Annotated in this window: 26 protein-coding genes and 1 pseudogene; 23 read left to right on the top strand and 4 right to left on the bottom strand. The window is 71.6% G+C overall.

What is annotated here, in order from left to right; translation table 11 throughout:
- The first annotated feature begins 77 nt into the window (after positions 1-77).
- From J4573_RS21450 to J4573_RS21385, 14 genes and pseudogenes are all read left to right on the top strand, one after another.
- Positions 78-1,661, top strand: coding sequence for a coiled-coil domain-containing protein (locus J4573_RS21450; protein ID WP_208257556.1), 1,584 nt, complete (start codon positions 78-80; stop codon positions 1,659-1,661).
- A 399-nt stretch (positions 1,662-2,060) separates the two neighbouring features.
- Positions 2,061-3,743, top strand: a complete 1,683-nt coding sequence (gene pyrG / locus J4573_RS21445) for a CTP synthase (protein ID WP_208257555.1) — start codon at positions 2,061-2,063, stop codon at positions 3,741-3,743.
- On the top strand, positions 3,740-4,477 hold the full coding sequence (locus J4573_RS21440) for an NUDIX domain-containing protein (protein ID WP_208257554.1): 738 nt from the start codon (positions 3,740-3,742) through the stop codon (positions 4,475-4,477). The genes pyrG and J4573_RS21440 overlap by 4 nt, the downstream gene beginning before the upstream one ends.
- A gap of 219 nt (positions 4,478-4,696) precedes the next feature.
- Positions 4,697-5,644: a site-specific tyrosine recombinase XerD gene (gene xerD, locus J4573_RS21435; protein ID WP_208257674.1), complete on the top strand. Its 948-nt coding sequence runs from the start codon at positions 4,697-4,699 to the stop codon at positions 5,642-5,644.
- Positions 5,645-5,812: 168 nt separating this feature from the next.
- Positions 5,813-6,679: a ParA family protein gene (locus tag J4573_RS21430; protein ID WP_307796779.1), complete on the top strand. Its 867-nt coding sequence runs from the start codon at positions 5,813-5,815 to the stop codon at positions 6,677-6,679.
- Positions 6,661-6,993 carry a hypothetical protein gene (locus tag J4573_RS21425; protein WP_208257553.1) on the top strand — a complete coding sequence of 111 codons (333 nt, stop codon included), beginning with the start codon at positions 6,661-6,663 and terminating at the stop codon, positions 6,991-6,993. Before J4573_RS21430 ends, J4573_RS21425 begins: the two co-directional genes overlap by 19 nt.
- A gap of 241 nt (positions 6,994-7,234) precedes the next feature.
- Positions 7,235-8,011 (top strand): annotated as a pseudogene (locus tag J4573_RS54135) (segregation and condensation protein A); the annotation flags it as partial.
- 904 nt (positions 8,012-8,915) lie between these two features.
- Positions 8,916-9,488, top strand: coding sequence for an SMC-Scp complex subunit ScpB (scpB, locus tag J4573_RS21415; protein ID WP_208257551.1), 573 nt, complete (start codon positions 8,916-8,918; stop codon positions 9,486-9,488).
- Positions 9,485-10,237 carry a pseudouridine synthase gene (locus J4573_RS21410; protein WP_208257550.1) on the top strand — a complete coding sequence of 251 codons (753 nt, stop codon included), beginning with the start codon at positions 9,485-9,487 and terminating at the stop codon, positions 10,235-10,237. The genes scpB and J4573_RS21410 overlap by 4 nt, the downstream gene beginning before the upstream one ends.
- Before the next feature lie 12 nt (positions 10,238-10,249).
- Entirely contained in the window at positions 10,250-10,612 is a 363-nt protein-coding gene (gene aroH / locus J4573_RS21405) for a chorismate mutase (protein ID WP_208257549.1), read from the top strand.
- A gap of 159 nt (positions 10,613-10,771) precedes the next feature.
- A complete protein-coding gene (locus J4573_RS21400; RefSeq protein ID WP_208257548.1) occupies positions 10,772-11,863 on the top strand; it encodes a prephenate dehydrogenase in 1,092 nt (363 codons plus the stop codon).
- A 177-nt stretch (positions 11,864-12,040) separates the two neighbouring features.
- The gene (cmk, locus tag J4573_RS21395; RefSeq protein WP_208257547.1) at positions 12,041-12,715 is read left to right on the top strand and encodes a (d)CMP kinase; all 675 of its coding nucleotides are present in this window, start codon (positions 12,041-12,043) and stop codon (positions 12,713-12,715) included.
- Complete coding sequence (gene der / locus J4573_RS21390; protein ID WP_208257546.1) at positions 12,712-14,127, top strand: ribosome biogenesis GTPase Der; 1,416 nt, start codon at positions 12,712-12,714, stop codon at positions 14,125-14,127. The genes cmk and der overlap by 4 nt, the downstream gene beginning before the upstream one ends.
- A gap of 127 nt (positions 14,128-14,254) precedes the next feature.
- Positions 14,255-14,458: a hypothetical protein gene (locus J4573_RS21385; protein WP_208257545.1), complete on the top strand. Its 204-nt coding sequence runs from the start codon at positions 14,255-14,257 to the stop codon at positions 14,456-14,458.
- Between the two features lie 141 nt (positions 14,459-14,599).
- Here J4573_RS21385 and J4573_RS21380 read toward each other — a convergent pair whose 3' ends face one another.
- Positions 14,600-15,310, bottom strand: coding sequence for a hypothetical protein (locus J4573_RS21380; RefSeq protein WP_208257544.1), 711 nt, complete (start codon positions 15,308-15,310; stop codon positions 14,600-14,602).
- 103 nt (positions 15,311-15,413) lie between these two features.
- Between J4573_RS21380 and J4573_RS21375 the strand changes: the two genes are divergently transcribed.
- The 3 genes from J4573_RS21375 (at position 15,414) to J4573_RS21365 (ending at position 18,152) form a co-directional block, all read left to right on the top strand.
- The gene (locus tag J4573_RS21375; RefSeq protein WP_208257543.1) at positions 15,414-16,556 is read left to right on the top strand and encodes a nucleoside 2-deoxyribosyltransferase domain-containing protein; all 1,143 of its coding nucleotides are present in this window, start codon (positions 15,414-15,416) and stop codon (positions 16,554-16,556) included.
- A 134-nt stretch (positions 16,557-16,690) separates the two neighbouring features.
- Positions 16,691-17,995: a nitric oxide synthase oxygenase gene (locus J4573_RS21370; RefSeq protein ID WP_243773387.1), complete on the top strand. Its 1,305-nt coding sequence runs from the start codon at positions 16,691-16,693 to the stop codon at positions 17,993-17,995.
- Complete coding sequence (locus tag J4573_RS21365) at positions 17,973-18,152, top strand: hypothetical protein (RefSeq protein ID WP_208257541.1); 180 nt, start codon at positions 17,973-17,975, stop codon at positions 18,150-18,152. The genes J4573_RS21370 and J4573_RS21365 overlap by 23 nt, the downstream gene beginning before the upstream one ends.
- Before the next feature lie 15 nt (positions 18,153-18,167).
- Here the strand turns inward: J4573_RS21365 and J4573_RS21360 are convergent, their stop codons facing one another.
- Entirely contained in the window at positions 18,168-19,166 is a 999-nt protein-coding gene (locus J4573_RS21360) for an alpha/beta hydrolase (RefSeq protein WP_208257540.1), read from the bottom strand.
- 197 nt (positions 19,167-19,363) lie between these two features.
- Between J4573_RS21360 and J4573_RS21355 the strand changes: the two genes are divergently transcribed.
- The 6 genes from J4573_RS21355 to J4573_RS21330 all read left to right on the top strand — a co-directional run bounded on the left by J4573_RS21355 (position 19,364) and on the right by J4573_RS21330 (position 24,943).
- On the top strand, positions 19,364-19,723 hold the full coding sequence (locus tag J4573_RS21355; RefSeq protein WP_208257539.1) for a hypothetical protein: 360 nt from the start codon (positions 19,364-19,366) through the stop codon (positions 19,721-19,723).
- Positions 19,724-19,883: 160 nt separating this feature from the next.
- Positions 19,884-20,282, top strand: a complete 399-nt coding sequence (locus tag J4573_RS21350; protein WP_208257538.1) for a TOBE domain-containing protein — start codon at positions 19,884-19,886, stop codon at positions 20,280-20,282.
- A 23-nt stretch (positions 20,283-20,305) separates the two neighbouring features.
- Positions 20,306-21,061 (top strand): molybdate ABC transporter substrate-binding protein, encoded by a 756-nt coding sequence (gene modA, locus J4573_RS21345; protein ID WP_208257537.1) that lies wholly within the window; start codon positions 20,306-20,308, stop codon positions 21,059-21,061.
- 4 nt (positions 21,062-21,065) lie between these two features.
- A complete protein-coding gene (locus J4573_RS21340; RefSeq protein WP_208257536.1) occupies positions 21,066-21,911 on the top strand; it encodes an ABC transporter permease in 846 nt (281 codons plus the stop codon).
- Positions 21,908-22,951, top strand: coding sequence for an ABC transporter ATP-binding protein (locus J4573_RS21335; RefSeq protein ID WP_208257535.1), 1,044 nt, complete (start codon positions 21,908-21,910; stop codon positions 22,949-22,951). Before J4573_RS21340 ends, J4573_RS21335 begins: the two co-directional genes overlap by 4 nt.
- A gap of 141 nt (positions 22,952-23,092) precedes the next feature.
- A complete protein-coding gene (locus J4573_RS21330; protein ID WP_243773334.1) occupies positions 23,093-24,943 on the top strand; it encodes a phosphoenolpyruvate carboxykinase (GTP) in 1,851 nt (616 codons plus the stop codon).
- 53 nt (positions 24,944-24,996) lie between these two features.
- On the opposite strand, the gene J4573_RS21325 is transcribed toward J4573_RS21330, so the two are convergent.
- Both J4573_RS21325 and J4573_RS21320 read right to left on the bottom strand, forming a co-directional pair.
- Positions 24,997-26,340 (bottom strand): dipeptidase, encoded by a 1,344-nt coding sequence (locus J4573_RS21325; RefSeq protein WP_208257533.1) that lies wholly within the window; start codon positions 26,338-26,340, stop codon positions 24,997-24,999.
- 8 nt (positions 26,341-26,348) lie between these two features.
- The gene (locus J4573_RS21320; RefSeq protein WP_208257532.1) at positions 26,349-26,849 is read right to left on the bottom strand and encodes a hypothetical protein; all 501 of its coding nucleotides are present in this window, start codon (positions 26,847-26,849) and stop codon (positions 26,349-26,351) included.
- Positions 26,850-26,852 lie beyond the last annotated feature (3 nt).

Raw genomic sequence — 26,852 nt, 5'->3', positions numbered from 1 at the left:
CGAATAGACCGTGAGGATCAAGAAACTAAACCCCAAACTGGGCAAACGCTGTCCGGGTCCCCACTAGAGTGCTTTCCGTGAGCGATCTCAACGGATCGGGTGGTTCGCGTCCCGTCCCGGACGCCGGCTCGCCCTGGCCGATCCCGGGACGTGATCCGGGGCCGCAGCCCGACGTGCCCATCCAGGCCCTGCAGAAGGTGGCCCAGCAACAGCAGCAGTCCCAGCAACAGCAGAAGCAGCAGCAGTCAGCCGCCGAGGCCGCGCGCAGCGAGCCGGAGCGGCAGGAGGCGCAGCCCTGGGACATCGTCGAGCGGTTGCGCCAGATGGCCGACCTCATCGGCGACGCGCTGGCCGCTGGAGAGCGCAAGGTCTCCGAGGCCCAGACCGACGCGGCCTCCCAGGTCGCCTCCCTCCAGGCCGACAAGGAGGCGTCCGCACGCGACGCCGCCGCCGCCTGGGGCGAGGTGCAGCGCGCCCGCGGCCAGGCCGAGCAGGCCGACCGCCGCGCGGTCGAGGCCGAACGCCGCATGGCCGAGGCGCAGCAGGAGGCGCAGAACCAGGTCGCCTCGCTGCAGGCCGAGAAGGAGTCCTCGCAGCGCGACGCCGCGGCCGCCTGGGGCGAGGTGCAGCGCGCCCGCGGGCAGGCCGAGCAGGCCGACCGCCGTGCCGTGGAGGCCGAACGTCTCCTCGCCGAGGCCCAGCAGGAGGCGCAGAACCAGATCGCCGCCCTGCAGGCCGAGAAGGAGAACACCCAGCGCGACGCCGCCGCGGCCTGGAACCAGGCCCAGCAGGGCCGCGCCCAGGCCGACCAGGCCCGGGGCCAGGCCGAGCAGGCCAAGGCCCTCGCCGAGCAGGCCCGCGTCCAGGTGGACCACCACCGCGCCCAGACCGAGGCCGCCCAGGCCCAGGTCGAGCAGCACGAGCGCCGCGTGGCCGAGGCCGAGGCGACCGTACGGCAGGCCATCACCCAGCGGGACGCGATGAGCGAGGCCCGCGACGACGCCAACCGCGCCGTCGAGGACGCCGTGAGCGCCCGCCGCAGCGCCGAGGCCGAGCGCGACCGGGTGAGCGAGCAGGCCGGGGAGATCTCCCGCGCCCTGGAGGCCGCGCACGCCGAGCTGTCGGGCCTGCGCGCCAAGCTGGGCGACGCCGAGATGACCGCGCAGAACCTGCAGCACGCCACCGCCGCGGCCGCCAAGGACGCCGAGGACGCGCGCCGCCGCGCCGCCGACGCCGAGACCGAACGCCAGCAGGCCCTCGACACCGCCGCCCAGTCCCTGGAGGCGGCCAAGAAGGCCGAGCAGGCCCGCGACGTCGCCGAACGGGGCCGCGAGGCCGCCGTCCAGGCGCAGGCCAGGGTCGAGTCCGAGAGCACGCTGGCCCGCGGCCGCGCCGACCAGGCCGCCCGCGAGCTGGAGAAGGCCGCGGCCGGAGTGCGCGCGGTGACCGCCGAACGCGAGCAGATCGCCGAGAAGCTCGCCGAACGCGAGCAGTGGGTCGACCAGCTGGCCCAGGCCGTCACCGAGCAGCGCGCGCAGATCGCCGAGCTGTCCCAGGAGCGCGACCAGGCCCGCAACGCCGCCGACCAGGCGCGTTCGCTCATCGACGAGCTCACCCGGCAGCTGCGCACGATCATGCCCACCGCCGCCCCCCGGCTCTGATCCCGACCCCCGACCCCCAACCCCCGGATCCCGACACCCGTCCCCGGATCCCGACCCGTACCCCCCGGAACCGGAACCGCCCACCCCGGAACCGGCCGACTCCTGAACCGGCCCCCGGAACCGGCCGACCCCGGAACCGGCCCACCCCGGGACCGCCGACCCCGCACACACCTTCGCCGCCCGGCGGGACCGACCCCCGCCGGGCGTCCGCGGAGCCTCGACAGGGCCGCGCCGGGCGCCCACAGGGCCCGCCGCACCGGCCCTGCCGCCGCTGACCTGGAGCGCGACACACGGTACCGATCAGGTCCCGGGCGCCCCGGGTCCGTCCGGCTGTTATCCTGGTGGCCCGTGGACAGTGCGGCGTCGTCCGCCTCTATCGCGACCACGGGAGCGTCTTTCTTGCCTTCGGCAGCCACAGGTAGAACACGGCCTACCAAGCATCTCTTCGTCACCGGCGGTGTCGCCTCTAGCCTCGGCAAGGGACTGACGGCGTCGAGCCTCGGACGGCTACTGGCTCTGCGCGGCCTCAAGGTCACGATGCAGAAGCTCGACCCGTACCTCAACGTCGACCCCGGCACGATGAACCCCTTCCAGCACGGCGAGGTGTTCGTCACCGACGACGGCGCCGAGACCGACCTGGACATCGGCCACTACGAGCGGTTCCTGGACACCGAGCTGCACGGCTCGGCCAACGTCACGACCGGCCAGGTCTACTCCAACGTGATCGCCAAGGAGCGGCGCGGGGAGTACCTCGGCGACACCGTCCAGGTGATCCCGCACATCACCAACGAGATCAAGGACCGCATCCGCGGCATGGCCGAGGGCGACGTCGACCTGGTCATCACCGAGGTGGGCGGCACGGTCGGCGACATCGAGTCGCTGCCGTTCCTGGAGTCGGTCCGCCAGATCCGGCACGAGATCGGCCGGGACAACTGCTTCTTCCTGCACGTGTCGCTGCTGCCCTACATCGGCCCGTCCGGCGAGCTGAAGACCAAGCCGACCCAGCACTCGGTCGCGGCGCTTCGTTCCATCGGCATCCAGCCCGACGCGATCGTCTGCCGGTCCGACCGGCCGATCACCGACGGGCTGAAGCACAAGATCAGCCTGATGTGCGACGTCGATCGCGAGGCCGTGGTCTCGGCCGTCGACGCCGCCTCGATCTACGACATCCCCAAGGTGCTGCACTCCGAGGGCCTGGACGCTTACGTGGTGCGCCGCCTCGGCCTGCCGTTCCGCGACGTCGACTGGGGCGCCTGGGACGAGCTGCTGCGCCGCGTGCACAAGCCCGCCCGCGAGGTCACGATCGCGCTGGTCGGCAAGTACATCGACCTGCCCGACGCCTACCTGTCGGTCACCGAGGCGCTGCGGCACGGCGGCTTCGGCAACGACGCCAAGGTGCACATCCGCTGGGTCAAGAGCGACGACTGCGAGACGCCCGAGGGCGCCCGGCGCGAGCTGGACGGCGTGGACGGCCTGCTCATCCCCGGCGGCTTCGGCGTGCGCGGCATCGAGGGCAAGCTCGGCGCGATCAAGCACGCCCGCGAGCACCAGATCCCGCTGCTGGGCATCTGCCTCGGCCTGCAGTGCATGGTGATCGAGGCGGCCCGTTCGCTCGCCGGCCTGGACGACGCGGGCAGCGCCGAGTTCGACCCGGCCACCGCGCACGCCGTCATCGCCACCATGGCCGACCAGGTCGACGTGGTCGCCGGCGAACGCGACATGGGCGGTACCATGCGCCTCGGGCTCTACCCGGCCGACCTGGCCGAGGGCTCGATCGTCCGGGAGCTGTACGGGGAGGCCAAGGCCTCCGAGCGCCACCGGCACCGCTACGAGGTCAACAACGCCTACCGCGACCAGCTGGAGCTGGCCGGGCTGCGCTTCAGCGGCCTGTCGCCCGACGGCCGCCTGGTCGAGTACGTGGAGCTGCCGCGCGAGAGCCACCCGTTCTTCGTGGGCACCCAGGCGCACCCGGAGTTCCGCTCCCGCCCGACCCGCCCGCACCCGCTGTTCACCGGCCTGGTGTCGGCCGCGCTGGACTACGCCGAGGCCCGCGGCGGCGCCGACGCCACCTCCGCGTCATGAGCGACGGCGAGCAGAACGAGACCGGCGAGCTGAACGGGACCGGCGAGCAGAGCGGGACCGGCGAGCAGAGCGGGACCGGCGAGCAGAGCGGGATCGAAGAACTCGGCCCCGAGCACGTCGTGGACGTTCCCCAGCGCTGGGAGACCCTCGGCAGCAAGCAGAAGTTCGAGGGCCACGTGTTCAACGTGCGCAGCGACGACGTGCGGATGCCCGACGGCGAGGGCGGCAGCGAGGTCGTGACGCGCGACGTCATCGAGCATCTCGGCGCCGTCGGCACCCTGGCGCTGGACGACGAGGGCCGCGTGCTGCTGATCCGGCAGTACCGCCACCCCGTCGGCCAGCTGCTCTGGGAGGCGCCCGCCGGGCTCCGCGACGTCAAGGGGGAGTCCCTGCAGAGCCTCGCCGAGCGCGAGCTGCTCGAAGAGGCCGGCTACAAGGCCGGCCGCTGGGACACCCTGGTCGACATCTTCCCGTCGTCGGGCATGTCGAACGAGCGCGTCCGGGTCTTCCTGGCCCGCGACGTGACCAAGATCCCGGACGACCAGATCGATTTCGCCCGCGTGCACGAGGAGGCCGACATGCCGGCCGTCTGGGTGCCGCTGGAGGAGGCGGTCCGCAAGGTGCTGGCCGGCGAGATCCACAACACCATCGCCACCGTCGGCATCCTGGCCATCAACGCCGCCCGCGCCGACGGCTTCGCGAGCCTGCGCCCCGCGGACGCCCCCGAGGCCTAGGTCACAGGAGTACTCACGCGACAGGAGTACTTACGCGACGGGAGTACTTACGCGACGGGAGTACTTACGCGACGGGAGTACTACGCGACAAGGACGCCCCGGCCGAACGCTCGCCGGGGCGTCCTTGTCCCGTCTCGCGGCGGGAACGGGCATGATGGGCGGGTCCGTTCACACCGCGCCCGCCCGGAAGAGGTGCCAGAACTGTCCCCGAGCACGGCCGTGCCCCAGACGGCGACCGGTGGTTCCGCGCTGGAGTCCGCGGTGAGCACCTATCTGGGGCATCTGGCGGTCGAACGCGGCCTGGCCGCCAACACCCTCAGCTCCTACCGGCGCGACCTCAGCCGCTACACGGCCGTGCTGTCGGGCCGGGGCCGGGACGCCATCGACCAGATCACCGAGGACGACGTGCGGGCGTTCCTGATGGGCCTGCGCGAGGGCGACGAGGACCATCCGCCGCTGTCGGCGGGCTCGGCGGCGCGCGCCGTGGTGGCCGTACGGGGGCTGCACCGGTTCGCGCTGCGCGAGGGACTGGCGCCCGGCGACCCCGCCCGCGACGTGAAGCCGCCTACGCCGCCGCGCAGGCTGCCGAAGGCCATCACGATCGAGGAGGTCGAGCGGCTGCTGGACACCGCCGGCGGCCCCGAGGCCGAGTCGCCGCGCGGGCTGCGCGACCGCGCGCTGCTGGAGTTGCTGTACGGATCGGGCGCGCGCATCTCCGAGGCGGTCGGGCTCGACGTCGACGACCTGGACTCCGACGAGGGGTTCGCCCGCGTCTCCGGGAAGGGCGGCAAGACCCGCGTGGTCCCGATCGGCGACTACGCGCGCCGCGCGGTCGACGCCTACCTGGTGCGGGCCAGGCCCGAGCTCGCCAAGGCGGGCCGCGGCGGCCCGGCGCTGTTCCTGAACGCGCGCGGCGGGCGGCTGTCACGGCAGGGCGCGTGGATGGTGCTGCGCGCCGCCGCCGAACGCGCCAGGCTGTCGAACGTCTCGCCGCACACGCTGCGGCACTCGTTCGCCACCCACCTGCTCGACGGCGGCGCCGACGTGCGCGTCGTCCAGGAATTGCTCGGACACGCCTCGGTGACGACCACGCAGGTCTACACTCTGGTGACGGTCCAGCTGCTGCGCGAGGTCTATGCCACCTCGCATCCTCGCGCGCGGAGCTGACGGCACGGGGACCTGTCCGAAGACAAATCGCGCCTATAGGCGCGCGTCGGCTTGAGGCGCAGGGTGTCAAGCTCTAGAGTCCCCGTTCTGGATGGCATTTTCGGGCCGCCCGGGAGGGATCTGGTGACCAGCACAAAGGCTGCCGGGGGAGCACTCTCCTCCGCCACCATAGAGACCGATCCGCGTCGTGCCCTCGGGCCGACCCAGCGGCCGATTCCAGCGTTCCCCGACCCCGCGCCGCTGGCCGAGCACGGCCCCGCGCGCATCGTGTCGGTGTGCAACCAGAAGGGCGGCGTCGGCAAGACCACCACGACCATCAACCTGGGCGCCGCGCTCGCCGAGTACGGCCGCAAGGTGCTGCTGGTCGACTTCGACCCGCAGGGCGCGCTGTCGGTGGGCCTCGGCAAGGGCGACCCGCGGCAGCTGGACGTCACGATCCACAACCTCCTCCTCGAGCGCGGTACCGAGTGGGAGGACGTCGTCATCGAGACCGGCGTCGACGGCATGGACCTGCTGCCCAGCAACATCGACCTGTCCGGGGCCGAAGTCCAGCTGGTGCACGAGGTCGGCCGCGAGTACATCCTGGCCGGCTGCCTGAAGTCGGCGATCCCGCACTACGACTACATCCTCATCGACTGCCAGCCCTCGCTGGGCCTGCTCACGATCAACGCGCTGGCGGCCAGCGCGGGCGTGCTGGTCCCGCTGGAGTGCGAGTACTTCGCGATGCGCGGAGTCGCGCTGCTGATGGAGACGATCGAGAAGGTCCAGGGACGAATCAACCCGGAACTGGAGATCGACGGCGTCCTCGGCACCATGTACGACTCCCGGACCCTGCACACCCGGGAGGTGCTCGGCAGAATCGTCGAGGCCTTTGGTGACAAGGTCTTCCACACGGTCATCAACCGCACGGTACGGTTTCCAGACGCGACCGTCGCGGGGGAGCCGATCACGTACTTCGACCCCAACTCGATGGGGGCGAACGCATATCGTGGTCTGGCTCGGGAGGTGCTCGAAAGGTGGCGTCACGGCGGGTAAGGCTGCCCGGTGCGGATGAGATCTTCCGTCCCACCGTTCCGGAACCTCCTGCCCGGCGGATCCCACCCGAGCCCCGGCCCGTCGCGGTCCGGCCCCCCACCGGCCGGCAGCGTCACGACTCCAAGATCACCGTGTACATCTCCGCGGACGAGCTCCTCGACCTGGAGAAGGCCCGCCTGACGCTGCGCGCCGAGCACGACCTGGCCGTCGACCGGGGCCGGCTCGTCCGCGAGGCGGTCGCGGCCGTACTGGCCGACTTCGAGGCCAACGGCCCCCAGAGCACCCTCGTCCGCCGTCTGAGCACCACCCCATGACCCCGGCGAAGTCGGCCGGGCGGCGTGGGGGGTCGTCCCACCTCGGGAAACACTGTCTTTGGAACACGTGATCACAGGGCCCGAACAGGGGGAAGCCGGGGTGGCCTCCGCTAGCGTGAACGGCGTGGACGAGACGACGCCGGAGGCAGGCGCCGAGCAGCCCCCTGACCAGGAGACCGGCCAGGCAGCGGGCCGGGCCTCCGGGCAGGACGAGGAGCAGGGGCACGGCTTCCAGGTCCGGCTGGACAACTTCGAGGGGCCGTTCGACCTCCTCCTCGGGCTGATCTCCAAGCACAAGCTGGACATCACCGAGGTGTCGCTGCACAAGGTCACCGACGACTTCATCGCCCACATCCGCTCGTACGGCAAGGAATGGGACCTCGACCAGGCCAGCCACTTCCTGCTGGTCGCCGCGACCCTGCTGGACCTGAAGGCGGCCCGGCTGCTGCCCTCCGGCGAGGTCGACGACGAGGACGACCTGGCCCTGCTGGAGGCGCGGGACCTGCTGTTCGCCCGGCTGCTGCAGTACCGGGCCTACAAGGAGGTCGCCCAGACCATCGCGGGCAAGATCGCCGAGGAGAACAAGCGGTTCCCGCGGATCGTCCCGATGGAGCCCCGGTTCGCCAACCTGCTGCCCGAGGTGCTGCTCGGGCTCGGCCCCGACCAGTTCGCCAAGCTCGCCGGGAAGGTCTTCACGCCCAAGGAGCCGCCGACGGTCGCGGTCGGGCACATCTACCAGCCCAGGGCCAGCATCAAGGAGCAGGCCGCGATCGTGGTCGAACGGCTCCGCGCGCTGCGCGAGACCACCTTCACCGTCCTCATCGACGACGTGGACGGCACGTACGAGATCGTCGCGCGCTTCCTGGCCCTGCTGGAGCTCTACCGGGAGCTGTCGGTGACGTTCGAGCAGGAGGAGCCGCTAGGCGAGCTGCACATCACCTGGACCGGTCCCGACGACGGCGACATCGAGGTCGACGAGTACGAGGGCGCCCCCAAGGAAGCGCCCAAGGACCAGGCCGGAGAGCACTCCGAGGAGCGTCCCGAGGACGCCCAGGACAGCACGGACGACGCGGGCAGCGCGGCCAGCACGGGCGGCGGGGACGGCGCGGCCAGCACGGGCGGTGCGGGCGGTGCGGGCGGCGCGGACGGCATGGGCGGCGCGGGCGGCATGGGCGGCGGGGACGGCGCGGGCGGCATGGGCGGCGCGGGCGGCACGAACGACGCGGGCGGCGTGGGCGGCGTGGGCGGCGTGGGCGGCGCGGACGGCGCGGACAGCGGGGGCGGCGTAGGCGGCGCGGGCGGCACGAACGACGCGGACAGCGCGGACAGTGCGGGCGGTGCGGGCGGTGCGGCCAGCGCGGGCGGCGCGGACAGCGCGGGCGGCGGGGACGACGCGGACAGCGCGGGCGGCGGGGACGACGCGGACAGCGCGGGCGGCGGGGACGACGCGGACAGCGCGGGCGGCGGGGACGACGCGGACAGCGCGGGCGGCGGGGACGACGCGGACAGCGCGGACAGCGCGGGCGGTGCGGGCGGTGCGGCCAGCGCGGGCGGCGCGGGCGGTGCGGCCAGCGCGGGCGGCGCGGACAGCGCGGGCGGCGGGGACAGCGCGGGCGGCGCGGGCGATGCGGGCGGCGCGGGCGATGCGGACAGCGCGGGCGGCGGGGACGGCGCGGGCGGCATGGGCGGCACGAACGACGCGGGCGGCACGGACAGCATGGGTGGCACGGACAGCACGGACAGCACGGACAGCATGGGTGGCACGGACAGCACGGACAGCACGGACAGCACGGGCGGTACGAACGATGCGGGCGGCGCGGGCGGTACGGGCGGCGCGGGCGGCGCGGGCGGCATAGGCGGCATGGCTGGCACAGCCGGCACAGGCGACACAGGCAGCAGCGAGGATGGGAAGAACGAGGACGATGACTGAGACGCCCGCTGTCGAGGCGGACCTGCCGGGGCTGCGCGCCTCCGTCGAGGCCATCCTGCTGGTCGTGGACGAGCCGGTGGCCGAGATCACCCTCGCCCAGATCCTGGAACGGCCCCGCGACGAGGTCGTGACCGTGCTGCGCGAGCTGGCCGCGGAATACACCGAGCAGGGCCGCGGGTTCGACCTGAGGGAGATCGCAGGCGGCTGGCGCTTCTACACTAGGGACGTCTGCGCGCCGGTGGTGGAGCGCTTCGTCACCGACGGGCAGCAGGCCAGGCTGACCCAGGCCGCCCTGGAGACGCTCGCGGTGGTGGCCTACCGCCAGCCGGTGAGCAGGGCCCGGGTGTCGGCGATCCGTGGGGTCAACAGCGACGGGGTGATCCGCACCCTGACGCTGCGGGGCCTGATCGAGGAGGCCGGGCAGGACCCCGAGACCCAGGCGCACCTCTACCGCACCACCGGCTATTTCCTGGAACGGCTGGGGCTGCGCAGCCTCGAGGAGCTGCCGGACCTGGCCCCCTACCTGCCGGACGACCTACCTGACGAGATCATCGAGGGACATTGAGCGAGAACAAGGGCCCCAACGCCGACGACGGCCTGGTCCGCCTGCAGAAGGTGCTGGCCGACGCCGGGATCGGCAGCCGCCGCCACTGCGAGGAGCTGATCGGCGAGGGCCGGGTCACGGTCGACGGCAAGAAGGTGTTCCGGTTCGGCGAGAAGGTCGACCCGCAGACGGCCGTCATCCACGTCGACGGCGCCCGGGTCGAGACCCGCGCCGAGATGCGCTATTACATGATCAACAAGCCGCGCGGCGTGGTCAGCACGATGAGCGACGAGCGGGGCCGCAAGTCCCTCGCCGACTACGTCGAGGTGCCCGAACGGCTGTTCCACGTGGGCCGGCTGGACACCGACACCGAGGGCCTGATCCTGCTCACCAACGACGGCGAGCTCGCGCACCGGCTGACGCACCCGAGCTTCGGCGTGGAGAAGAAGTACCTGGCCGAGATCCACGGGCCGATCCCGCGCGACCTCGGCCGCCGCCTGAAGGCGGGCGTGACGCTGGAGGACGGCCCGGCCAAGGCCGACAAGTTCCGGATCTTCGACCAGTCCGGCCGCCGGATCCTGGTGGAGATCACCCTGCACGAGGGCCGCAAGCACATCGTGCGGCGGCTGCTCAAGGAGGTCGGGTTCCCCGTTCAGCAGCTGGCCCGCGTAGAGTTCGGGCCGATCAAGCTCGGGCTGCTGAAGCCCGGGAACATGCGTGCGCTCACCGTCAAAGAGGTCGGCGAGCTCTACAAGGCCGTTGGACTCTAGGAAGGAAGCCACGTGGCGGTACACGCGATCCGTGGGGCGACGCAGGTCGACGCCGATGACCGGGACCAGATCCTGGAGGCCACCACCGAGCTGGTCACCGAGGTCATGGCACGCAACGAGCTGACCACCGACGACGTGATCAGCGTGCTGTTCACCGCCACCCCCGACCTGACGTCGGAGTTCCCGGCGCTGGCGGCCCGCAAGCTCGGCTTCCACGAGGTGCCGCTGCTGTGCGCGAGCGAGATCGCGGTGCCGCACGCGCTGCCCCGCGTGATCCGGCTGATGGCGCACGTGGCGGTCGACCGCCCGCGCGCCGATATCCAGCACGTCTACCTGCGCGGCGCCACCGCCCTCCGGCTGGACATCGCCCAGTAGCAAGCACCCGGCAGCACGGCGCCCCTTAAAGACACGGCGCTCCTTAAAGACACAGCGCTCCTTAAGGGCACGGCGCCCCTTAAAGGCATGGCACGCATGACCCCGGGCGAGGCCGGGTCTGCGTACGTGCCGGGGTCGCCGCGCCGATAGGCTGGCACGGTGGCTGAAGAGGGCATTCCAGGCCGGATCGTCATCGTCGGGACCGGGCTGATCGGGACCTCGATCGCGCTGGCGATGCGCGAGCGCGGCGCCGAGGTGCTGCTGTCGGACCGGGACGCGGGCGCCCTGGGGATGGCGGTCGAGCTCGGCGCGGGCGAACGGCTGCCCGACGGGCCCCTGGACGAGCCCGCCGACCTGGCCGTGCTGGCCGTACCGCCCGCCGCCGTGGCGGTCACCCTCCTGGACGCCCAGAAGCGCGGGCTGGCGGCCGTCTACACCGACGTGGCCAGCGTCAAGGCGCTGCCGCTGGCGCAGGCCGCCGAGCTGGGCTGCGACCTCACCTCCTACGTCGCCGGGCACCCGCTGGCCGGACGGGAGCGTTCCGGCCCCGCAGCGGCCCAGGGGGACCTGTTCCTGGGCCGTCCGTGGGCGCTGTGCCCGACGGATCAGGCCAGGCCCGAGGCGATCCAGGCCGTGACGGCCCTCGCCGAGGCCTGCGGCGCCGTGCCGGTGACCGTGGAGGCCGCCGAGCACGACCGGGCGGTCGCGCTGGTCTCGCACGGCCCGCACGTGGTCTCGGCCGCCGTGGCCGCCCGCCTCACCGCCGCCGACGAGACCTCGCTCGGCCTGGCCGGGCAGGGCGTACGGGACGTCACCCGCATCGCCGCCAGCGACCCGCGGCTGTGGATCGGGATCCTCAGCGCCAACGCCGAGCCGGTGGCCGACGTCCTGGAGGGCGTGGCGACCGACCTGGCCGTCGCGGCCTCGCTGCTGCGCGACGGCAGCGAGGGGGCCGCGGCGCACGTGGCCGATCTGCTGCTGCGCGGCAACGCGGGCCGGGCGCGGATCCCCGGCAAGCACGGCGGCGACCAGAAGGCCTACGCCGTGGTCCCGGTCATGATCCCCGACCGGCCGGGCGAGCTGGCGATGATCTTCCAGGCGGCCGGCATCGCCGGGGTCAACATCGAGGACGTGTCGATCGAGCACTCGCCGGGCCGCCCGCTCGGCGTCCTGGAGATCTCGGTCCGGCCCGAGGCGGCCGACAAGCTCGCCGAGGAACTGCGTGCCCGAGGTTGGTCCGTCCCGGGCTGAGCCGCCGGTACCCTGTAACGCTGGGCGTCGCGCCGATTCCGCGCCCCGGTTCCATGATCGACATCTGTCCGGTCGGCAGGTGTCCACCGAGGACCTGTTCACCCAAGACCTGTTCGCCCAAGATCCGTTCAACCAAGACCCGTTCAACCAAGACCCGTTCAACAGAGAGCAAGGGGTATGAACGTGCCGCTCGTCATCGCCATGGACGGCCCCTCCGGCTCCGGCAAGTCCAGTGCCTCCAAGGGCGTCGCCCGCGCGCTCGGCCTGCGCTACCTCGACACCGGCGCCATGTACCGGGCGATGACCTGGTGGATGCTCCAGAACGAGGTTCCGGTCCAGGACCAGGCCGCCGTCGCCGCGAGCGCCGGCAAGCCCGTCCTGGAGAGCGGCACCGACCCCGACAATCCCACGATCACCGTGGACGGCGCCGACGTGTCCGCCCCGATCCGCACCCGCGAGGTGACCAACGCCGTCAGCGCCGTCAGCGCCGTTCCGGAGGTCCGGGCGCGGATGGTCGCGCTCCAGCGTGAGATCATCGGTACCGGGGGGATCGTGGTGGAGGGCCGCGACATCGGCACGGTCGTCATGCCCGAGGCCCCGGTGAAGGTGTACCTCACCGCCAGTGAGGCGGCGCGGGCGGCGCGGCGGGCCGGGGACCTGACCGCCGACCCCGGCGCGACGGTGACCGTGACGCAGGCCGAACAGGCCCGCAGGGACCGGCTCGACTCCACCCGCAAGGCGTCCCCGCTGACCAAGGCGCCGGACGCACACGAGATCGACTCGACCGAGCTGAACCTCGGCGAGGTCATCGAGGCGGTCGTCCGCCTCGCGAAAGAGACGCAGCAGACGTGAGCGATAACGACACCGAATACGAGTACGACACCGACTATGACGCCGAGACCGCGGTCCTCGACGAGGACGGGGTCCCGGCCGACGCGCCGCCCGCGCCCGTCGTCGCCGTCGTCGGCCGGCCGAACGTCGGCAAGTCGACGCTGGTCAACCGGATCATCGGCCGCCGCGAGGCGGTCGTCGAGGACGTCCCGGGCGTGACCCGCGACCGGGTCGCCTACGACGCGACCTGGAGTGGCCGCCGCTTCACCGTCGTCGACACCGGCGGCTGGCTGCCCGACGCGGTCGGCCTGGCCGCCGCCATCGCCGAGCAGGCCAGGCTCGCGGTGGAGCTCGCCGACGTGGTGATGTTCGTGGTCGACGCGACCGTGGGCGCCACCGATGTGGACGAGGCCGTGGTGGAGATCCTGCGCCGTTCCGGCAAGCCGGTGGTGCTGGTCGCCAACAAGGTCGACAACGCCGGCACCGAGGCCGACGCCGCCATGCTGTGGTCACTCGGCATCGGCGAGCCGTACCCGGTGAGCGCTCTGCACGGGCGCGGCAGCGGCGACCTGCTGGACGCGGTGCTCGCGGCGCTGCCCGAGGAGCCGCCCGCCGAGACGTTCGAGGAGATCGCCGGGCCGCGCCGGGTCGCGCTGCTCGGCCGCCCGAACGTCGGCAAGTCCAGCCTGCTGAACAAGCTCGCGGGCGAGAAGCGCGCTGTCGTCGACTCGGTCGCCGGGACCACCCGCGACCCGGTCGACGAGATGATCGAGCTCGGCGGCAGGACCTGGCGGTTCATCGACACCGCCGGCATCCGCCGTCGCCACCGCGAGAACCAGGGCGCCGACTTCTACGCCACGCTGCGCACGCAGTCGGCGCTGGAACGGGCCGAGGTCGCGGTCGTGCTGGTGGACGCCGACGAGCCGCTCGCCGAGCAGGACCTGCGGATCATCTCGATGGTGATCGAGTCCGGCCGGGCGCTGGTGATCGCCTACAACAAGTGGGACCTGCTGGACGAGGAGCGCCGCGGCTACCTGGACCGGGAGATCGACCGGCAGCTGCACAACGCCCGCTGGGCACCGCGGGTCAACATCTCGGCCAAGACCGGCCGCCACATGGAGAAGCTCGTCCCGGCGATCGAGACGGCCCTGGAGAACTGGGGCACCCGCGTCCCGACCTCCAAGCTCAACCAGTTCTTCGCCGACCTGGTGAGCTCGCACCCGCACCCGATCCGCGGCGGCAAGCAGCCGCGCGTGCTGTTCGCGACGCAGGCGGGGGTCCGCCCGCCGCGCTTCGTGTTGTTCACCTCCGGGTTCCTGGAGGAGGGCTACCGGCGGTTCATCGAGCGCCGGCTGCGCGAGGAGTTCGGGTTCGAGGGCACCCCGCTGGACGTCACGATGAAGATCAGGGAGAAGCGCGGCAAGAAGAAGTAGCGTGTAAGCTGCCCCTTACTCGTTGCCAAGGCAACGAGAACCTGTTCTAGTTGTATGCGTGATGCCCCCGGCATCACGCATACTGGTCGTCAGTTCTCCGGTGGCGCGGGGTCGAGGGGTTGCGAACGTGAAGCTTCTGTTGCTCATGTCCGTCGCGGTCGTCTGTGTTGCCTTGGCGTTCGTGTGGAAGTCGCCATGGATCGGCGGCGTCGGACTGTTGATCGCCTTCGTCGCGATGTTCACCGACCGCGACGACGTGAAGGTCCATGAGCGCGGCAGCTACGAGACCGAGAAGTCCGTCCGCAACATGAGGTCCAGAAACGACCGCTGAGCCGGGCCGGGCGGCGGCGCCGGGCGCCGTGAGCCTGTTGAGTCACCGCCGACGGTGACCGGTCGTCGGCACCGGCCACCGTCAGCGGCACTCGTCATCGGTCACCGTCCCTGTACGCCGGCCACCGATCACGATCATCGATCAGCGGTGCCAGTCCTCTCCCGTCTGCCCGGCGACGCGTTCGTCGCCCGGGGCGGGGACGTGGCGCGCCGGCATCGGCTCCGGAGGCGGCGGGGGCGGCGGCGAGGCGGTCGGCGAATGCCTGCTGAACCTGCCGAACGTGCGGGCGAGGGGCTGCGTCGTGCCGGAGTCGGGGCCGTGGTCGGGCTCGGTGCCGCGGCCCGTGCCCGAGGTCGTGCCGTCGCCGTGGCCCATCCGTTCCTCGGCCAGGTGCGCCTCCTTGACGCCGACGACGGCGAAGCGGCCGAGCGCGAGCGCCGCGAAGAACACCGCGACGACGCCGAGGCCGGTGAAGCCCGCCAGCTGCTCGGCGACCTGCCGGTTCTCGTTGTCGCCGAGCGGCGTGCCGACCGTGCCGGGGTCCCAGAGCACGGCGACGATCGGCCCGACCGCGAACCAGGCGCCGCCGAGCACGGCCAGCCAGGCGCCGAAGATGGCGAACGCGCGGTTGGAGGCGGAGAGCACGATCAGCCCGCCGAGCCCGACGGCGATCGCGGGCGCGATGACCAGCTCGAGCCGCGCGGTGTCGTACACCCAGGTGTCGTCGGGGCTGAAGCCGAAGTCGAAGTAGGGGCCGACGAAGGGGAGCAGTCCGCCCCAGAGGCCGAGGAGAAGCAGCAGCACGCCGCTCAGAGCGCCTCTGCTGCGCGGAATTCGCATGGTCCCAGTCATGATCACCCTCCTGACCGGGATATCTGTGTTTGGTTGTAGGGGCGCTTTACCCGGGACAAATCGCTCCAAGCACGCCGAGCCCGCCAGCGAGGGAGACACTGCCATGTCGTCCGAGGTCATCGAGGTCTGCGCACGCGAAGAACCGCCCGAGGCGTGGGACGCGGCGGTGTTCCTGGCCGGTCCGACGCCTCGTACGCCCGACGTCGCGTCGTGGCGGCCGGGCGCGCGGGCGGCACTGCGCGAGCAGTGGCGGGGGCCCGGCCGGCTGGTGGTCCTCGACCCCGAGCACCGGCACGGCATCCATGACGACTACACCGGGCAGGTCGACTGGGAGGAGCGCTGCCTGAACCTCGCCGACGAGGTCCTCTTCTACGTGCCGCGCGCGCTCGACACGATGCCCGCGTTCACCACCAACGTCGAGTGGGGCATGTGGCACGACAGCGGCAAGGCGGTGTTCGGCGCCCCGCCGGAGGCGCCCAAGAACGACTACCTGCGCCACTACGCCGCCAAGCTCGACGTGCCGACCGCGACCGACGTCCCCGGCACGGTCGCGCTGGCGCTGGAGAGGATCGGTCGCGGGGCGCCGCGCACGGCCGGTGAACGCGAGGTGCCGCTGATGATCTGGCGGACCGCGTCGTTCCAGCAGTGGTACGCCGCGCAGCGCGGCGCGGGCAACACGCTGCTCGGCGCCCGGGTGGAGTGGCGGTTCGGGCTGCACTGGGGCCTGCACGTGCGGGTCCACGTGACGGCCGAGGACCGTGTGAAGGCCAACGAGGTGGTCTTCTCCCGGCCCGACATCAGCACCGTCGTCCTCTACCGGCGCGGCCGGTCGCTCGGCGACACCGCCGTCGTGCTCGTACGGGAGTTCCGGAGCCCGGCCAGCACGCCGGACGGCTTCGTGCACGAGCTGCCCGGCGGCTCCGGGCCGTCCGACCCGCTCGCGCGGGCGGTCGCGGAGGTCGCCGAGGAGACCGGGCTGAGCCTGGCCCCGCAGCGGCTGCGCGCTCACACCGACCGGCAGCTGAACGCGACGATGTCCGCGCACCGGGCGCACCTGTTCTCCGCCGAGGTCACCGAGGACGAGCTGGCGGTGCTGCGCGCGAGCGGCCCCGGGGGAGTGGCCGCCGACGGCGAACGGACCTACGTCGAGATCGCCACCTACGCGGAGATCGCCCGCGACCGGCTGGTCGATTGGTCGATGTTGGGGATGATCGCCCAGGTCCTGACGGATAGTGAGGATTGCTAGCCATTAGCGAAGAAGGCCCGACACGGCCGGCGCTCCGTGGCATCCTGTGACGGCTGGTGATCAATTCCTCACGAACGGTCACGGATGTCTCTATGTTTCATTTCCGGCATAAACCGAAGAATCGCCCATCCGATCTGGAACGTGCCGCCGAAGCGTTCGTCCGGCTGTTCCATGCCGAAAATCCCGGAGACGGCGGCGAGGGCGGCGGCAAGAGCGGCGAGGGAGGCGTCGAGGCCAGGATCGGGCAGGTGCGCGATGAGATCCGTGCGACCGGGACCTACGTGCACACCGAGGAGGAACTGACGTTCGGCGCCCGCGTGGCCTGGCGCAACAGTAGCCGCTGCATCGGCCGCCTCTACTGGCGGAGCCTGCGGGTGCGCGACCGCCGCCACCTGAGCACGGCCGAGGAACTGGCCGCCGAGTGCGTCGAGCACCTGACCGAGGCGACGGCGGGCGGCCGCATCCGTCCCGTCGCGACCGTCTTCGCGCCCGACCGGCCCGGCGAGCCTGGGCCGCGGATCTGGAACGACCAGCTGATCCGGTACGCCGGATACCGCCGCCGCGACGGCACCGTGGTCGGCGACCCGGGCAACGTCCGGCTCACCAAGACGGCCCGCGCGCTCGGCTGGACGGCCGGTCCCGGCTCGGGCTTCGACGTGCTGCCGCTGGTGATCGAGGCGCGCGGGGAAGCGGTCCGCCACTTCGACCTGCCTCGCAGCGCGGTGCTGGAGGTCCCGCTGTCGCATCCCGACTTCGCGTGGTTCGCCGAGCTGGGCCTGCGCTGGCACGCCGTGCCGGCCGTCTCCGACATGGACCTGGAGATCGGCGGCATCACCTACCCGGCCGCGCCGTTCAACGGCTGGTACATGGGCACCGAGATCGGCGCGCGCAACCTGGGCGACGCCGAACGCTACGACCTGCTGCCCACGGTCGCCGAACGGCTCGGCCTGGACACCTCCAAGGAACGCACGCTCTGGCGCGACCGGGCGCTGGTCGAGCTCAACGTCGCGGTGCTCCACTCGTTCCGCAGTGCGGGCGTCACCATCACCGACCACCACACCGAGTCGCGCCGCTTCCTCACCCACCTGGGCAAGGAGGAGGCCGCCGGGCGGAGCTGCCCGGCCGACTGGAGCTGGATCGTGCCGCCGATCTCCGGCTCGGCAACCCCGGTCTTCCACCGCTACTACGACGATGAGGAACTGCGGCCGGGCTTCGTTCGCAGGCCGTCCCCCCGGGCCCTCATGCCCACCCAGGCCCGCGCCGCCGGGCAGAGCCTCGACCGGCGGCTCGACCGGCAGTTCGACCGGCAGTTCGACCGGCAGAGACTTGACCGACGATCACCAATAGATCACCCCAAATCCGGCGAGGCTCCCGTAACGGACGGGCCGGACGTGCCCGTCGGAGGGGGAGATCGCGATGTCCAAGGTGCGGGGCGGTAAGCAGGGCGACAAGCAGGGCGACAAGGGTCCGGTCCTCAGGCAGGGGAAGCGGGACAAGAAGAGCGAGTCCTCGGCCCGGTCCACGCAGCCGCAGCGCTCAGGGCGCCAGCGCATCGCCCGCCAGAACCTGCCGCTGCGCCGCGGACAGGGCCGGTGACCCGGCTTGCGCCGCTCAGGCGGACTCTGACTCCCGTACCTCCGCGGCGGTGAAGGCGTCGCGGACGAACGTACCGGCCTCGGCGATCGCCGCACGCGACTCGGGCAGCAGCGGCCCGAACATCTGGAAGACGTGCACCTGCCGGTCCCAGACCTGCAGTGTCGTCGGGACCCCGGCCTCGGCGAGCCGGTGCGCCATCAGCTCGGAGTCGCAGTAGAGCACCTCGGTCGAGCCCGCCGACAGCAGCACCGGCGGCAGGCCCGACAGATCGGCCCGGATCGGCGAGACCGCCGGGTCGGTCCGGTCCAGGTGCCCGCAGATCCCGTCCACCAGGCGCTCCAGCAGCGCGCCCGGCGCGGCGGGATCGAGCTTGATGTTGGCGTGCGCGAGCTTGCTCGCCAGGTCCATGTCCAGCATCGGCGAGATCCCCACCAGCGCGGCCGGCATCGGCAGCCCTGCCTCGCGGGCGCGCAGCGCCGTGGCGAACGTCAGGTGCCCGCCCGCCGAGTCGCCCATGATCACAATGCGCTCGGGGGCGATCTCGCGTTCCTCCAGCAGCCAGCGGTAGGCGGTCAGGCAGTCCTCGACCTCCTCCTCGAACGGCACGGCCGGGATCATCCGGTAGTCCACCGCGAACGCGGGCACCCCGGCCGCCGCGCTGAACCATGAGATCATCCGCCGGTGCGTGTTGAGGCCGCAGGAGACCCATGCGCCGCCGTGCAGGTAGAGGATCACCCGGTCGCGCTCGCTCGTGACCCCGGGCCCGTGCACCCATTCGGCGCGGAAATCGTCCAGGCGCACCCGTTCGGTGCGGGTGCCCTTGGGCGGCCGGCTCCGCGCGGCCATGCGGTCGAAGCTCGCCGCGCGGCGCAGCGCCCGTTCGTCGAACGGAGCCTCGCCCCACTTGGCCAGGCGCGGCTGCAGGACGGCGCGGATCCCCGCCGCGAGCGCGCGGGAGCGCAGGCTGGCGGCTCCATGCCGGTCGATCAGCAGGGTCGTGGGCGGTGCGGGCATCGAGGGCTCCTCCTCGGGTCGATCGCGCCTCCAGGCCAGTAAGTAGATGGTGACATCAGCCCCCGTGTCCGGATAGAGAGCCTCGTCACAGTCACGATTTGGCTCACATCAACGGATTCGGCCGTCCACGCCACCTTTCGGTGTCAAAATCACTGCGCCCGAGGCCATTGTGGCCGATGTTGAGAGAGGTCTGGTTCATGGCTATTCGTGACAAGATGCGCGCGAACGCGGCGCCCTACCTGGAGCCCGGCGAGCAGATCCAGGCGGTGTTCGGTGCCCAGACGACGAGCGCGTACTTCGTCCTGATCTCGATCTGGATCATCATCTTCGCCAACGCGTACCGGGTCGTCATCGTGACCGACAAGCGCATCCTGGTCGGCCGGTCGGGCCGGATGTCCACCACGCCGGTCAAGGAGATCATCCGCGAGCTGCCGCGCGGCACCCGCATCGGCGCCCCGACCGGTCTCTGGTGGCGCAACGAGGCGCTCGGCGAGAAGCTCTACGTCCACAAGCGCTACCACAAGGACGTCATCGAGGCCGACTCGCTGGCCGCCTGACCCCCCGAACCACCCAGTACGTCCACAAGAACGGCCGGACCCCACCGGGGGTTGCGGCCGTTCTTGTCGTATCTGCCAGAGTCCACATCCGGCAAACATCGCAATCTCTGGGGTAATCGCCAGGTGTGCCTTGCATCTGCGAGGGGCTACTCTGGGCCGCGTGACGACGACGTTCCGGATCAGCGAGGCCGCGGCCCTCCTCGGGGTCAGCGCGGACACCGTGCGCCGCTGGGTCGACGGCGGCCGCCTGCCGGCCGCGCGCGACGACAACGGTCACCGCAGGGTCCCCGGGCCCGAGCTGGCCGCCTTCGTACGGTCGCAGTCCTGGCAGGGGGAGGCGGGGGAGCATCGCGCCTCCTCGGCGCGCAACCGCATGCGCGGCATCGTCACCGACGTGATCCGTGACGGCGTGATGGCCCAGGTGGAGATCCAGGCCGGTCCGTTCCGGGTGGTCTCGCTGATGAGCCGGGAGGCCGCCGACGATCTCGGCCTGGAGGTCGGCGTGGTCGCCGAGGCCGTCATCAAGTCCACCAACGTCGTCGTCGAGCTCGCTGACTGACGCCCGTCCCCCTGGAGTAACCCATGCTGAAATCCCTGAGCGCGGTCGTCGCCGCCCTGACGCTGGTCACCGTGGCCGGCTGCGGCGACACCGGCGACGACAAGAAGTCCTCCTCGGGCGGTGGCAAGACGCTGACGGTGTTCGCGGCCGCCTCGCTCACCGAGTCGTTCAACTCGCTCGGCAAGACCTTCGAGGCCTCGCACCCCGGCGTGAAGGTGCGCTTCAACTTCGGCGGCAGCTCGACCCTCGCCCAGCAGATCAACCAGGGCGCTCCGGCCGACGTGTTCGCGGCGGCGAGCCCCGCCACGATGAAGCCGGTCTCGTCCAGCTCGCAGATCTTCGCTAAGAACCGCCTGGTCATCGCCACGCCCAAGGACAACCCCGGCAAGGTCGGCAAGCTGTCGGACCTGTCGTCCTCCAAGCTCAAGGTCATCCTGTGCGCCGAGCAGGTGCCGTGCGGCGCCGCCGCCAAGAAGGCCCTGGCCGCAGCCCACGTCACCGTGAAGCCCGCGTCGCAGGAACAGGACGTCAAGGCGGTGCTGACCAAGGTGCGGCTCGGCGAGGCCGACGCGGGCCTGGTCTACCGCAGCGACGTCAAGTCGGCGGCCCCGGCAGTGAAGGGGATCGAGTTCCCCGAGTCGGCCCAGGCGATCAACGACTACCCGATCGTGGCGCTGCCCAAGGCCCCGCAGAGCGCGCTGGCCAAGGACTTCGTCACGCTCGTGCTGTCGCCGCAGGGCAAGGCCGCGCTGACCCAGGTCGGATTCGAGTCTCCCTGACCGTATGCAGCGCACCCAGCCCGGCGGCCAGCCCGTCGTAACCACGCCCGTCGCCAAACCGGCCACCAGGCCGGTGCGGCCGCCGTGGGTCCTGCTCGTCCCGGCGCTGATCGGGCTGGCCTTCCTGGTCCTGCCGCTGGCCGGGCTGCTGGTGAAGGCGCCGTGGTCGACGCTGGGCACGCGGCTCGGCGAGCCGCAGGTGCTGGAGGCGCTGCGCCTGTCGCTGATCACCGCGACCATCGCGACCGGGCTGTGTCTGCTGTTCGGAGTGCCGCTGGCCTGGGTGCTGGCCCGGGTGCCCTTTCCGGGGGCGCGCCTGGTCCGGGCCCTGGTCACGGTCCCGCTGGTGCTGCCGCCGGTGGTCGGCGGCGTGGCGCTGCTGCTGGTGCTGGGCCGCAAGGGCCTGGTCGGCCAGTGGCTGGACTCGGCGTTCGGCATCACCCTTCCGTTCACCACCGCCGGGGTCGTGCTCGCCGAGACGTTCGTGGCGATGCCGTTCCTGGTGATCAGCGTCGAGGGCGCGCTGCGGGCCGCCGACCTGCGTTATGAGGAGGCGGCGGCCACGCTCGGCGCGGGCCGCTGGACGATCTTCCGCCGGGTCACGCTGCCGCTGGTCGCGCCCGGCATCGCGGCCGGGGCGATCCTGTGCTGGGCACGGGCCCTGGGCGAGTTCGGCGCGACGATCACCTTCGCGGGCAACTTCCCGGGCCGCACCCAGACCATGCCGCTGGCCGTCTACCTCGCCCTGGAGACCGATCCGCAGGCCGCCATCGTGCTCAGCCTGGTCCTGCTGGTCGTCTCGATCGTCGTGCTGGCCGCCCTCCGCGACCGGTGGGTGGGCAACTCGTGAAGGGGCTGGAGGCCAGGCTGGTCGTACGGCGGCCCGCGTTCGACCTGGACCTGGAGCTGAGCGCCGAGCCGGGCGAGGTCGTCGCGCTGCTCGGACCGAACGGTGCGGGCAAGTCGACGGCGCTGCGGGCCCTGGCCGGGCTGGAACCCTCCAGCGGCGGGCACGTGCGCGTCGACGGGACCGAGCTCGGCTCGCTGCCGCCCGACCGGCGGGGGATCGGCATGGTGTTCCAGGACTACCTGCTGTTCCCGCATCTGAGCGCGTTGGAGAACGTCGCGTTCGGGCCGCGTTCCCAGGGCGTGCGGCGGCGCGACGCCCGGCGGCGGGCCGCGGAGTGGCTGGAACGCGTCGGGCTGGCCGACCACACCGCCGCCAAGCCGCGAGCCCTGTCGGGCGGGCAGGCGCAGCGGGTCGCCCTGGCGCGGGCGCTGGCGGTGGAGCCCAAGCTGATGCTGCTGGACGAGCCGCTGTCGGCCCTGGACGCCCACACCAAGCTGGAGATCCGGGCGGCGCTGCGGCGCCACCTGGAGGGCTTCGAGGGCGCGGCGGTGCTGGTGACCCACGACCCGCTGGACGCCATGGTGCTGGCCGACCGGCTCGTGGTGATCGAGGGCGGCCGGCTGGTCCAGGAGGGCGAGCCGGCGGAGGTGGCCCGGCATCCGCGCACCGACTACGTGGCGCGGCTGGTGGGCCTCAACCTCTACCGGGGCGTCGCGGGCGGCGGAACGGTAGTGCTCGACGGGGGTTCCGGCAAGCTCGACACGATTGACTCACTGGAGGGTGAGGTCTTCCTGGCGTTCCAGCCATCGGCCGTCGCCCTCTACCGGACCCGTCCCGACGGCAGCCCGCGCAACCTCTGGCAGGCCCGGGTCGGCTCGGTGGAACGGCAGGGAGACCGGGTCCGAGTGGAACTCGAGGGGCCGCCGATAGCGGCCGCCGCCGATGTGACTCCGGGTGCGGTCGCGGAGCTGGAATTGGTCGAGGGCAGCATGGTCTGGGCGGCCGTCAAAGCTACCGAGACTCACGTTTACCCAGCTTGAACGCCGGTTCGCCGGGGACGGCCACGATGCCGTCGCGGCCCCCATATGCAGGTGATATCAGTCACAAAAGGGGACGGGAAGGCCTAAAAGCGGGCGCGATTGGTCCAGACCAAATGGCAAAAACGCGCGGTCTTGTTCATCATGCAAAGATCCTGCGAACCGCTGAAGGAGTTGCCCGTGTCCAACCAGGTCCCCGGCCTCGATCAGGCCCCTACCAGTCACGCTGACCTCGTGGACTGGGTCCGTGGGATCGCCGAGCTCACCCAGCCCGACCGGGTGGAGTGGAGCGATGGCTCGGACGCCGAATGGGAGCGCCTGACGGGGCTGCTCGTGGAGCAGGGCACGTTCAAGCGCCTCGATCCCGAGAAACGCCCCAACAGCTTCTACGCCGCCTCTGACCCGAGCGACGTTGCTCGAGTAGAAGACCGCACGTTCATCTGCTCGGAAAAGGAAGCCGACGCCGGCCCGACCAACAACTGGATCGCGCCCGCGAAGATGCGGGAGACCTTCGGCGAGCTCTTCAAGGGCTGCATGAAGGGTCGCACCATGTACGTGGTGCCGTTCTGCATGGGGCCGCTGGGCGGCAACATCTCGCAGCTCGGCGTCGAGATCACCGACTCGCCGTACGTCGTGGTCTCCATGAAGATCATGACCAGGATGGGCGAGGGCGCCCTGCGGCTCATCGAGGAGCGCGGCCAGTTCGTCAAGGCCGTCCACACCGTCGGCGCGCCGCTGCAGCCGGGCCAGGCCGACGTGCCGTGGCCCTGCAACTCCGAGAAGTACATCTCGCACTTCCCCGAGAGCCGGGAGATCTGGTCCTACGGCTCCGGCTACGGTGGCAACGCGCTGCTGGGCAAGAAGTGCTACGCGCTGCGCATCGCCTCGACGATGGCCCGCGACGAGGGCTGGATGGCCGAGCACATGCTCGTCCTGAAGCTCACCCCGCCGACCGGTGAGACCCGCTACGTGGCAGCCGCGTTCCCGTCGGCCTGCGGCAAGACCAACCTCGCCATGCTGGAGCCGACCATCCCGGGCTGGAAGGTCGAGACCATCGGCGACGACATCGCCTGGATGCGGTTCGGCGAGGACGGCCGCCTCTACGCGATCAACCCCGAGGCCGGGTTCTTCGGCGTCGCGCCGGGCACCGGCGACTCCACCAACTCCAACGCGGTGAAGACCCTCTGGGGCAACAGCATCTTCACCAACGTCGCGCTCACCGACGACGGCGACGTGTGGTGGGAGGGCCTGACCGACGAGGTCCCCGCGCACCTCACCGACTGGAAGGGCAACGACTGGACTCCGGACTCGGAGACCCCGGCCGCCCACCCGAACGCCCGCTTCACCACCCCGGCCGGGCAGTGCCCGATCATCGCGCCGGAGTGGGAGGACCCGAAGGGCGTGCCGATCTCGGCGATCCTGTTCGGCGGCCGCCGCGCCACCGCGGTGCCGCTGGTCACCGAGTCCTTCGACTGGCAGCAGGGCGTGTTCCTGGGCGCCAACATCGCCTCGGAGAAGACCGCCGCGGCCGAGGGCAAGGTCGGCGAGCTGCGCCGCGACCCGTTCGCCATGCTGCCGTTCTGCGGCTACAACATGGGCGACTACTTCGGCCACTGGCTGAAGATCGGCCGTTCCACCGACGCCGAGAAGCTGCCCCGGATCTACTACGTCAACTGGTTCCGCAAGAACGCCGAAGGCAAGTTCATCTGGCCCGGCTTCGGCGAGAACAGCCGCGTGCTGAAGTGGATCGTGGAGCGCCTGAACGGTCAGGCCGACGCGGCCAAGTCCGCGATCGGGCACCTGCCGACCAAGGAGTCCCTGGACACCGACGGCCTGAAGATCGACGAGGCCGACCTCGACACCCTGCTCTCGGTCGACACCGAGGTGTGGCGTGAAGAGGCCGCCCTGGTCCCCGACCACTTCAACACCTTCGGCGACCACCTGCCGAAGGAGCTGTGGGACGAGTACAACGCCCTGGTGAACCGCCTGGGCTAGAAATGTCATGGGAAAGGCCGCGGCCCGCTGGGCCGCGGCCTTTCCTGTGCCCGCTACTTGGCGGCGTACGACTTGAGGAACAGGGCCTCGGCCAGGGCCATGTGCTCGATCTCGGTCGGGTCGACGCTCTCGTTCGGCGCGTGGATCAGGCACTTGGGCTCCTCCACGCCCATCAGCATGATCTCGGCGTCCGGGTAGGTCTCCTGGAAGACGTTGCAGAGCGGGATCGACCCGCCCTGGCCCTCGCTGGTCGCCTCGCGGCCGTAGGCCTCCTTCATCGCCGACTCCATCGCGGCGACGCCCGGCCCGTCCATCCGGGCCTTGAACGGGGCGCCGAGCTGCTCGGTCTCCACCTTGACCTGCGCGTGCAGCGGCGCGACGCCCTCGATGTGGGCCTTCAGCGCCTCCAGCGCGGCGTCCGGCGTGACGCCGGGCGGGATCCGCAGGTTGAGGCGCGCCTTCACCGACGGCTGGATCGCCGCCGCCGAGCCGACGACCGGCGGGCAGTCGATGCCGAGCACGGTCAGCGCCGGGCGGGCCCACAGCATGTCGGCCACCGAGCCGTCGCCGCCGAGGTCCACGCCGTCCAGTACGCGGGCGTCCTTGCGGAACTGCTCGGCCGGGTAGTCGACGCCGTCCCAGGTCTGCTTGGCGTTCAGGTCCCGGACGGTGGTGTTGCCGTGCTCGTCGCGCAGCGTGCCGAGGATGTGGACCAGCGAGGCCAGCGCGTCGGGCGCCGGGCCGCCGAACATGCCCGAGTGCATCTCGCCCTGCATCGTGTCGACCGAGACGACCACGTTGACGTTGCCGCGCAGCGAGGTCGTGAGGGTCGGCACGCCGACCGCGAAGTTGCCGGTGTCGCAGACCAGGATCGTGTCGGCGCGCAGCAGGTCGGCGTTCTGCGGCACGAACGCCTCCAGCCCGCCGGTGCCCTGCTCCTCCGAGCCCTCCGAGACCAGCTTGATCCCGACCGGGACGTCGTCGCCCAGGGCCCGCAGCGCCAGCAGGTGCATCATGATGTTGCCCTTGCAGTCGGCCGCACCGCGCCCGTACCAGCGGCCGTCCTTCTCGGTCAGCTCCCACGGCGGGGTGTGCCAGGCGTTGTCGTCCAGCGGCGGCTGCACGTCGTAGTGGCAGTACAGCAGCACGGTCGGCGCCCCGGCGGGCGCGGGCCGCGAGCCGACGACGGCCTTGCTGCCGTCGGGCGTCTCGTGCAGCTCCACGCCGCTCAGCCCCGCGCCCGTGAACGCCGAGGCCACCCATTCGCCGGTCTTGTGGCACTCCTCGGGCGGGAACTGCCGCGGGTCGGCCACCGAACGCATCCCGACCAGCTCGGCGAGCTCGTCGTGCGCCTTCGGCATCATCTGCTTGATGGAGTCCCTCAGGTCCCCGCTCATGTGGCTGCTCATCGCACCGTGTCCTCGAACCTCATGTGCTTGATCTTGTCGGTGAAGTCGCCCAGCCTGGTCGGGCAGTAGATGGAGATGACGAGCGTCTCGGCCTGGACGAGGTCCTTGTCGCCGAGCACCGGCCGGCTGCCGACGCTGCCCGAGCCGTTGGTCAGCCCGGCGTTGAAGCGGGCCTTGGACAGCGCGGCGCCCGGGTCGGTGCAGACCATGCCGCCGTCGTCGCCGAGCACGTTCACGATCTGGTCCTGCGTCGGCACGGGCAGGCCCGCGGCCTTCAGCTGCTCGGTGAGCTGCTTGGCCTTGCTGCGGGCGCGCTGGTTGTCGGCGGTCGCCTTGAACGCCAGCACCCCCCACAGCACGATGAGCAGCAGGATCAGCGCCGACCCGATGTAGATCATGCGGCGCAGGAACTGCGGCGCGCCCGGATGCGGGTCGTCGAAGTCGGCTCCGGGATCGGGCCCGGCGCCTCCCGCCGGTTGCGGTGTCGCGGTGGTCATCGT

The organism is Actinomadura barringtoniae, assembly GCF_017573505.1.
Classification (GTDB): Bacteria; Actinomycetota; Actinomycetes; order Streptosporangiales; family Streptosporangiaceae; genus Spirillospora; species Spirillospora barringtoniae.
Note: the sequence above shows the minus strand (reverse complement) of the source record. Positions and strands in the feature narration are given on the sequence as shown.

Excerpts from the sequence above, each read along its gene's own strand:
- J4573_RS21360 (WP_208257540.1), bottom strand. The coding sequence starts at position 19,166 with ATGCCCGCACCGCCCACGACCCTGCTGATCGACCGGCATGGAGCCGCC.
- scpB (WP_208257551.1), top strand. The coding sequence starts at position 8,916 with ATGACTGAGACGCCCGCTGTCGAGGCGGACCTGCCGGGGCTGCGCGCC.
- J4573_RS21325 (WP_208257533.1), bottom strand. The coding sequence starts at position 26,340 with ATGAGCGGGGACCTGAGGGACTCCATCAAGCAGATGATGCCGAAGGCG.
- J4573_RS21375 (WP_208257543.1), top strand. The coding sequence starts at position 15,414 with ATGTCGTCCGAGGTCATCGAGGTCTGCGCACGCGAAGAACCGCCCGAG.
- J4573_RS21320 (WP_208257532.1), bottom strand. The coding sequence starts at position 26,849 with ATGACCACCGCGACACCGCAACCGGCGGGAGGCGCCGGGCCCGATCCC.
- J4573_RS21440 (WP_208257554.1), top strand. The coding sequence starts at position 3,740 with ATGAGCGACGGCGAGCAGAACGAGACCGGCGAGCTGAACGGGACCGGC.
- cmk (WP_208257547.1), top strand. The coding sequence starts at position 12,041 with ATGAACGTGCCGCTCGTCATCGCCATGGACGGCCCCTCCGGCTCCGGC.
- J4573_RS21330 (WP_243773334.1), top strand. The coding sequence starts at position 23,093 with ATGCAAAGATCCTGCGAACCGCTGAAGGAGTTGCCCGTGTCCAACCAG.
- modA (WP_208257537.1), top strand. The coding sequence starts at position 20,306 with ATGCTGAAATCCCTGAGCGCGGTCGTCGCCGCCCTGACGCTGGTCACC.
- J4573_RS21365 (WP_208257541.1), top strand. The coding sequence starts at position 17,973 with ATGTCCAAGGTGCGGGGCGGTAAGCAGGGCGACAAGCAGGGCGACAAG.
- J4573_RS21380 (WP_208257544.1), bottom strand. The coding sequence starts at position 15,310 with ATGACTGGGACCATGCGAATTCCGCGCAGCAGAGGCGCTCTGAGCGGC.
- J4573_RS21340 (WP_208257536.1), top strand. The coding sequence starts at position 21,066 with ATGCAGCGCACCCAGCCCGGCGGCCAGCCCGTCGTAACCACGCCCGTC.
- J4573_RS21355 (WP_208257539.1), top strand. The coding sequence starts at position 19,364 with ATGGCTATTCGTGACAAGATGCGCGCGAACGCGGCGCCCTACCTGGAG.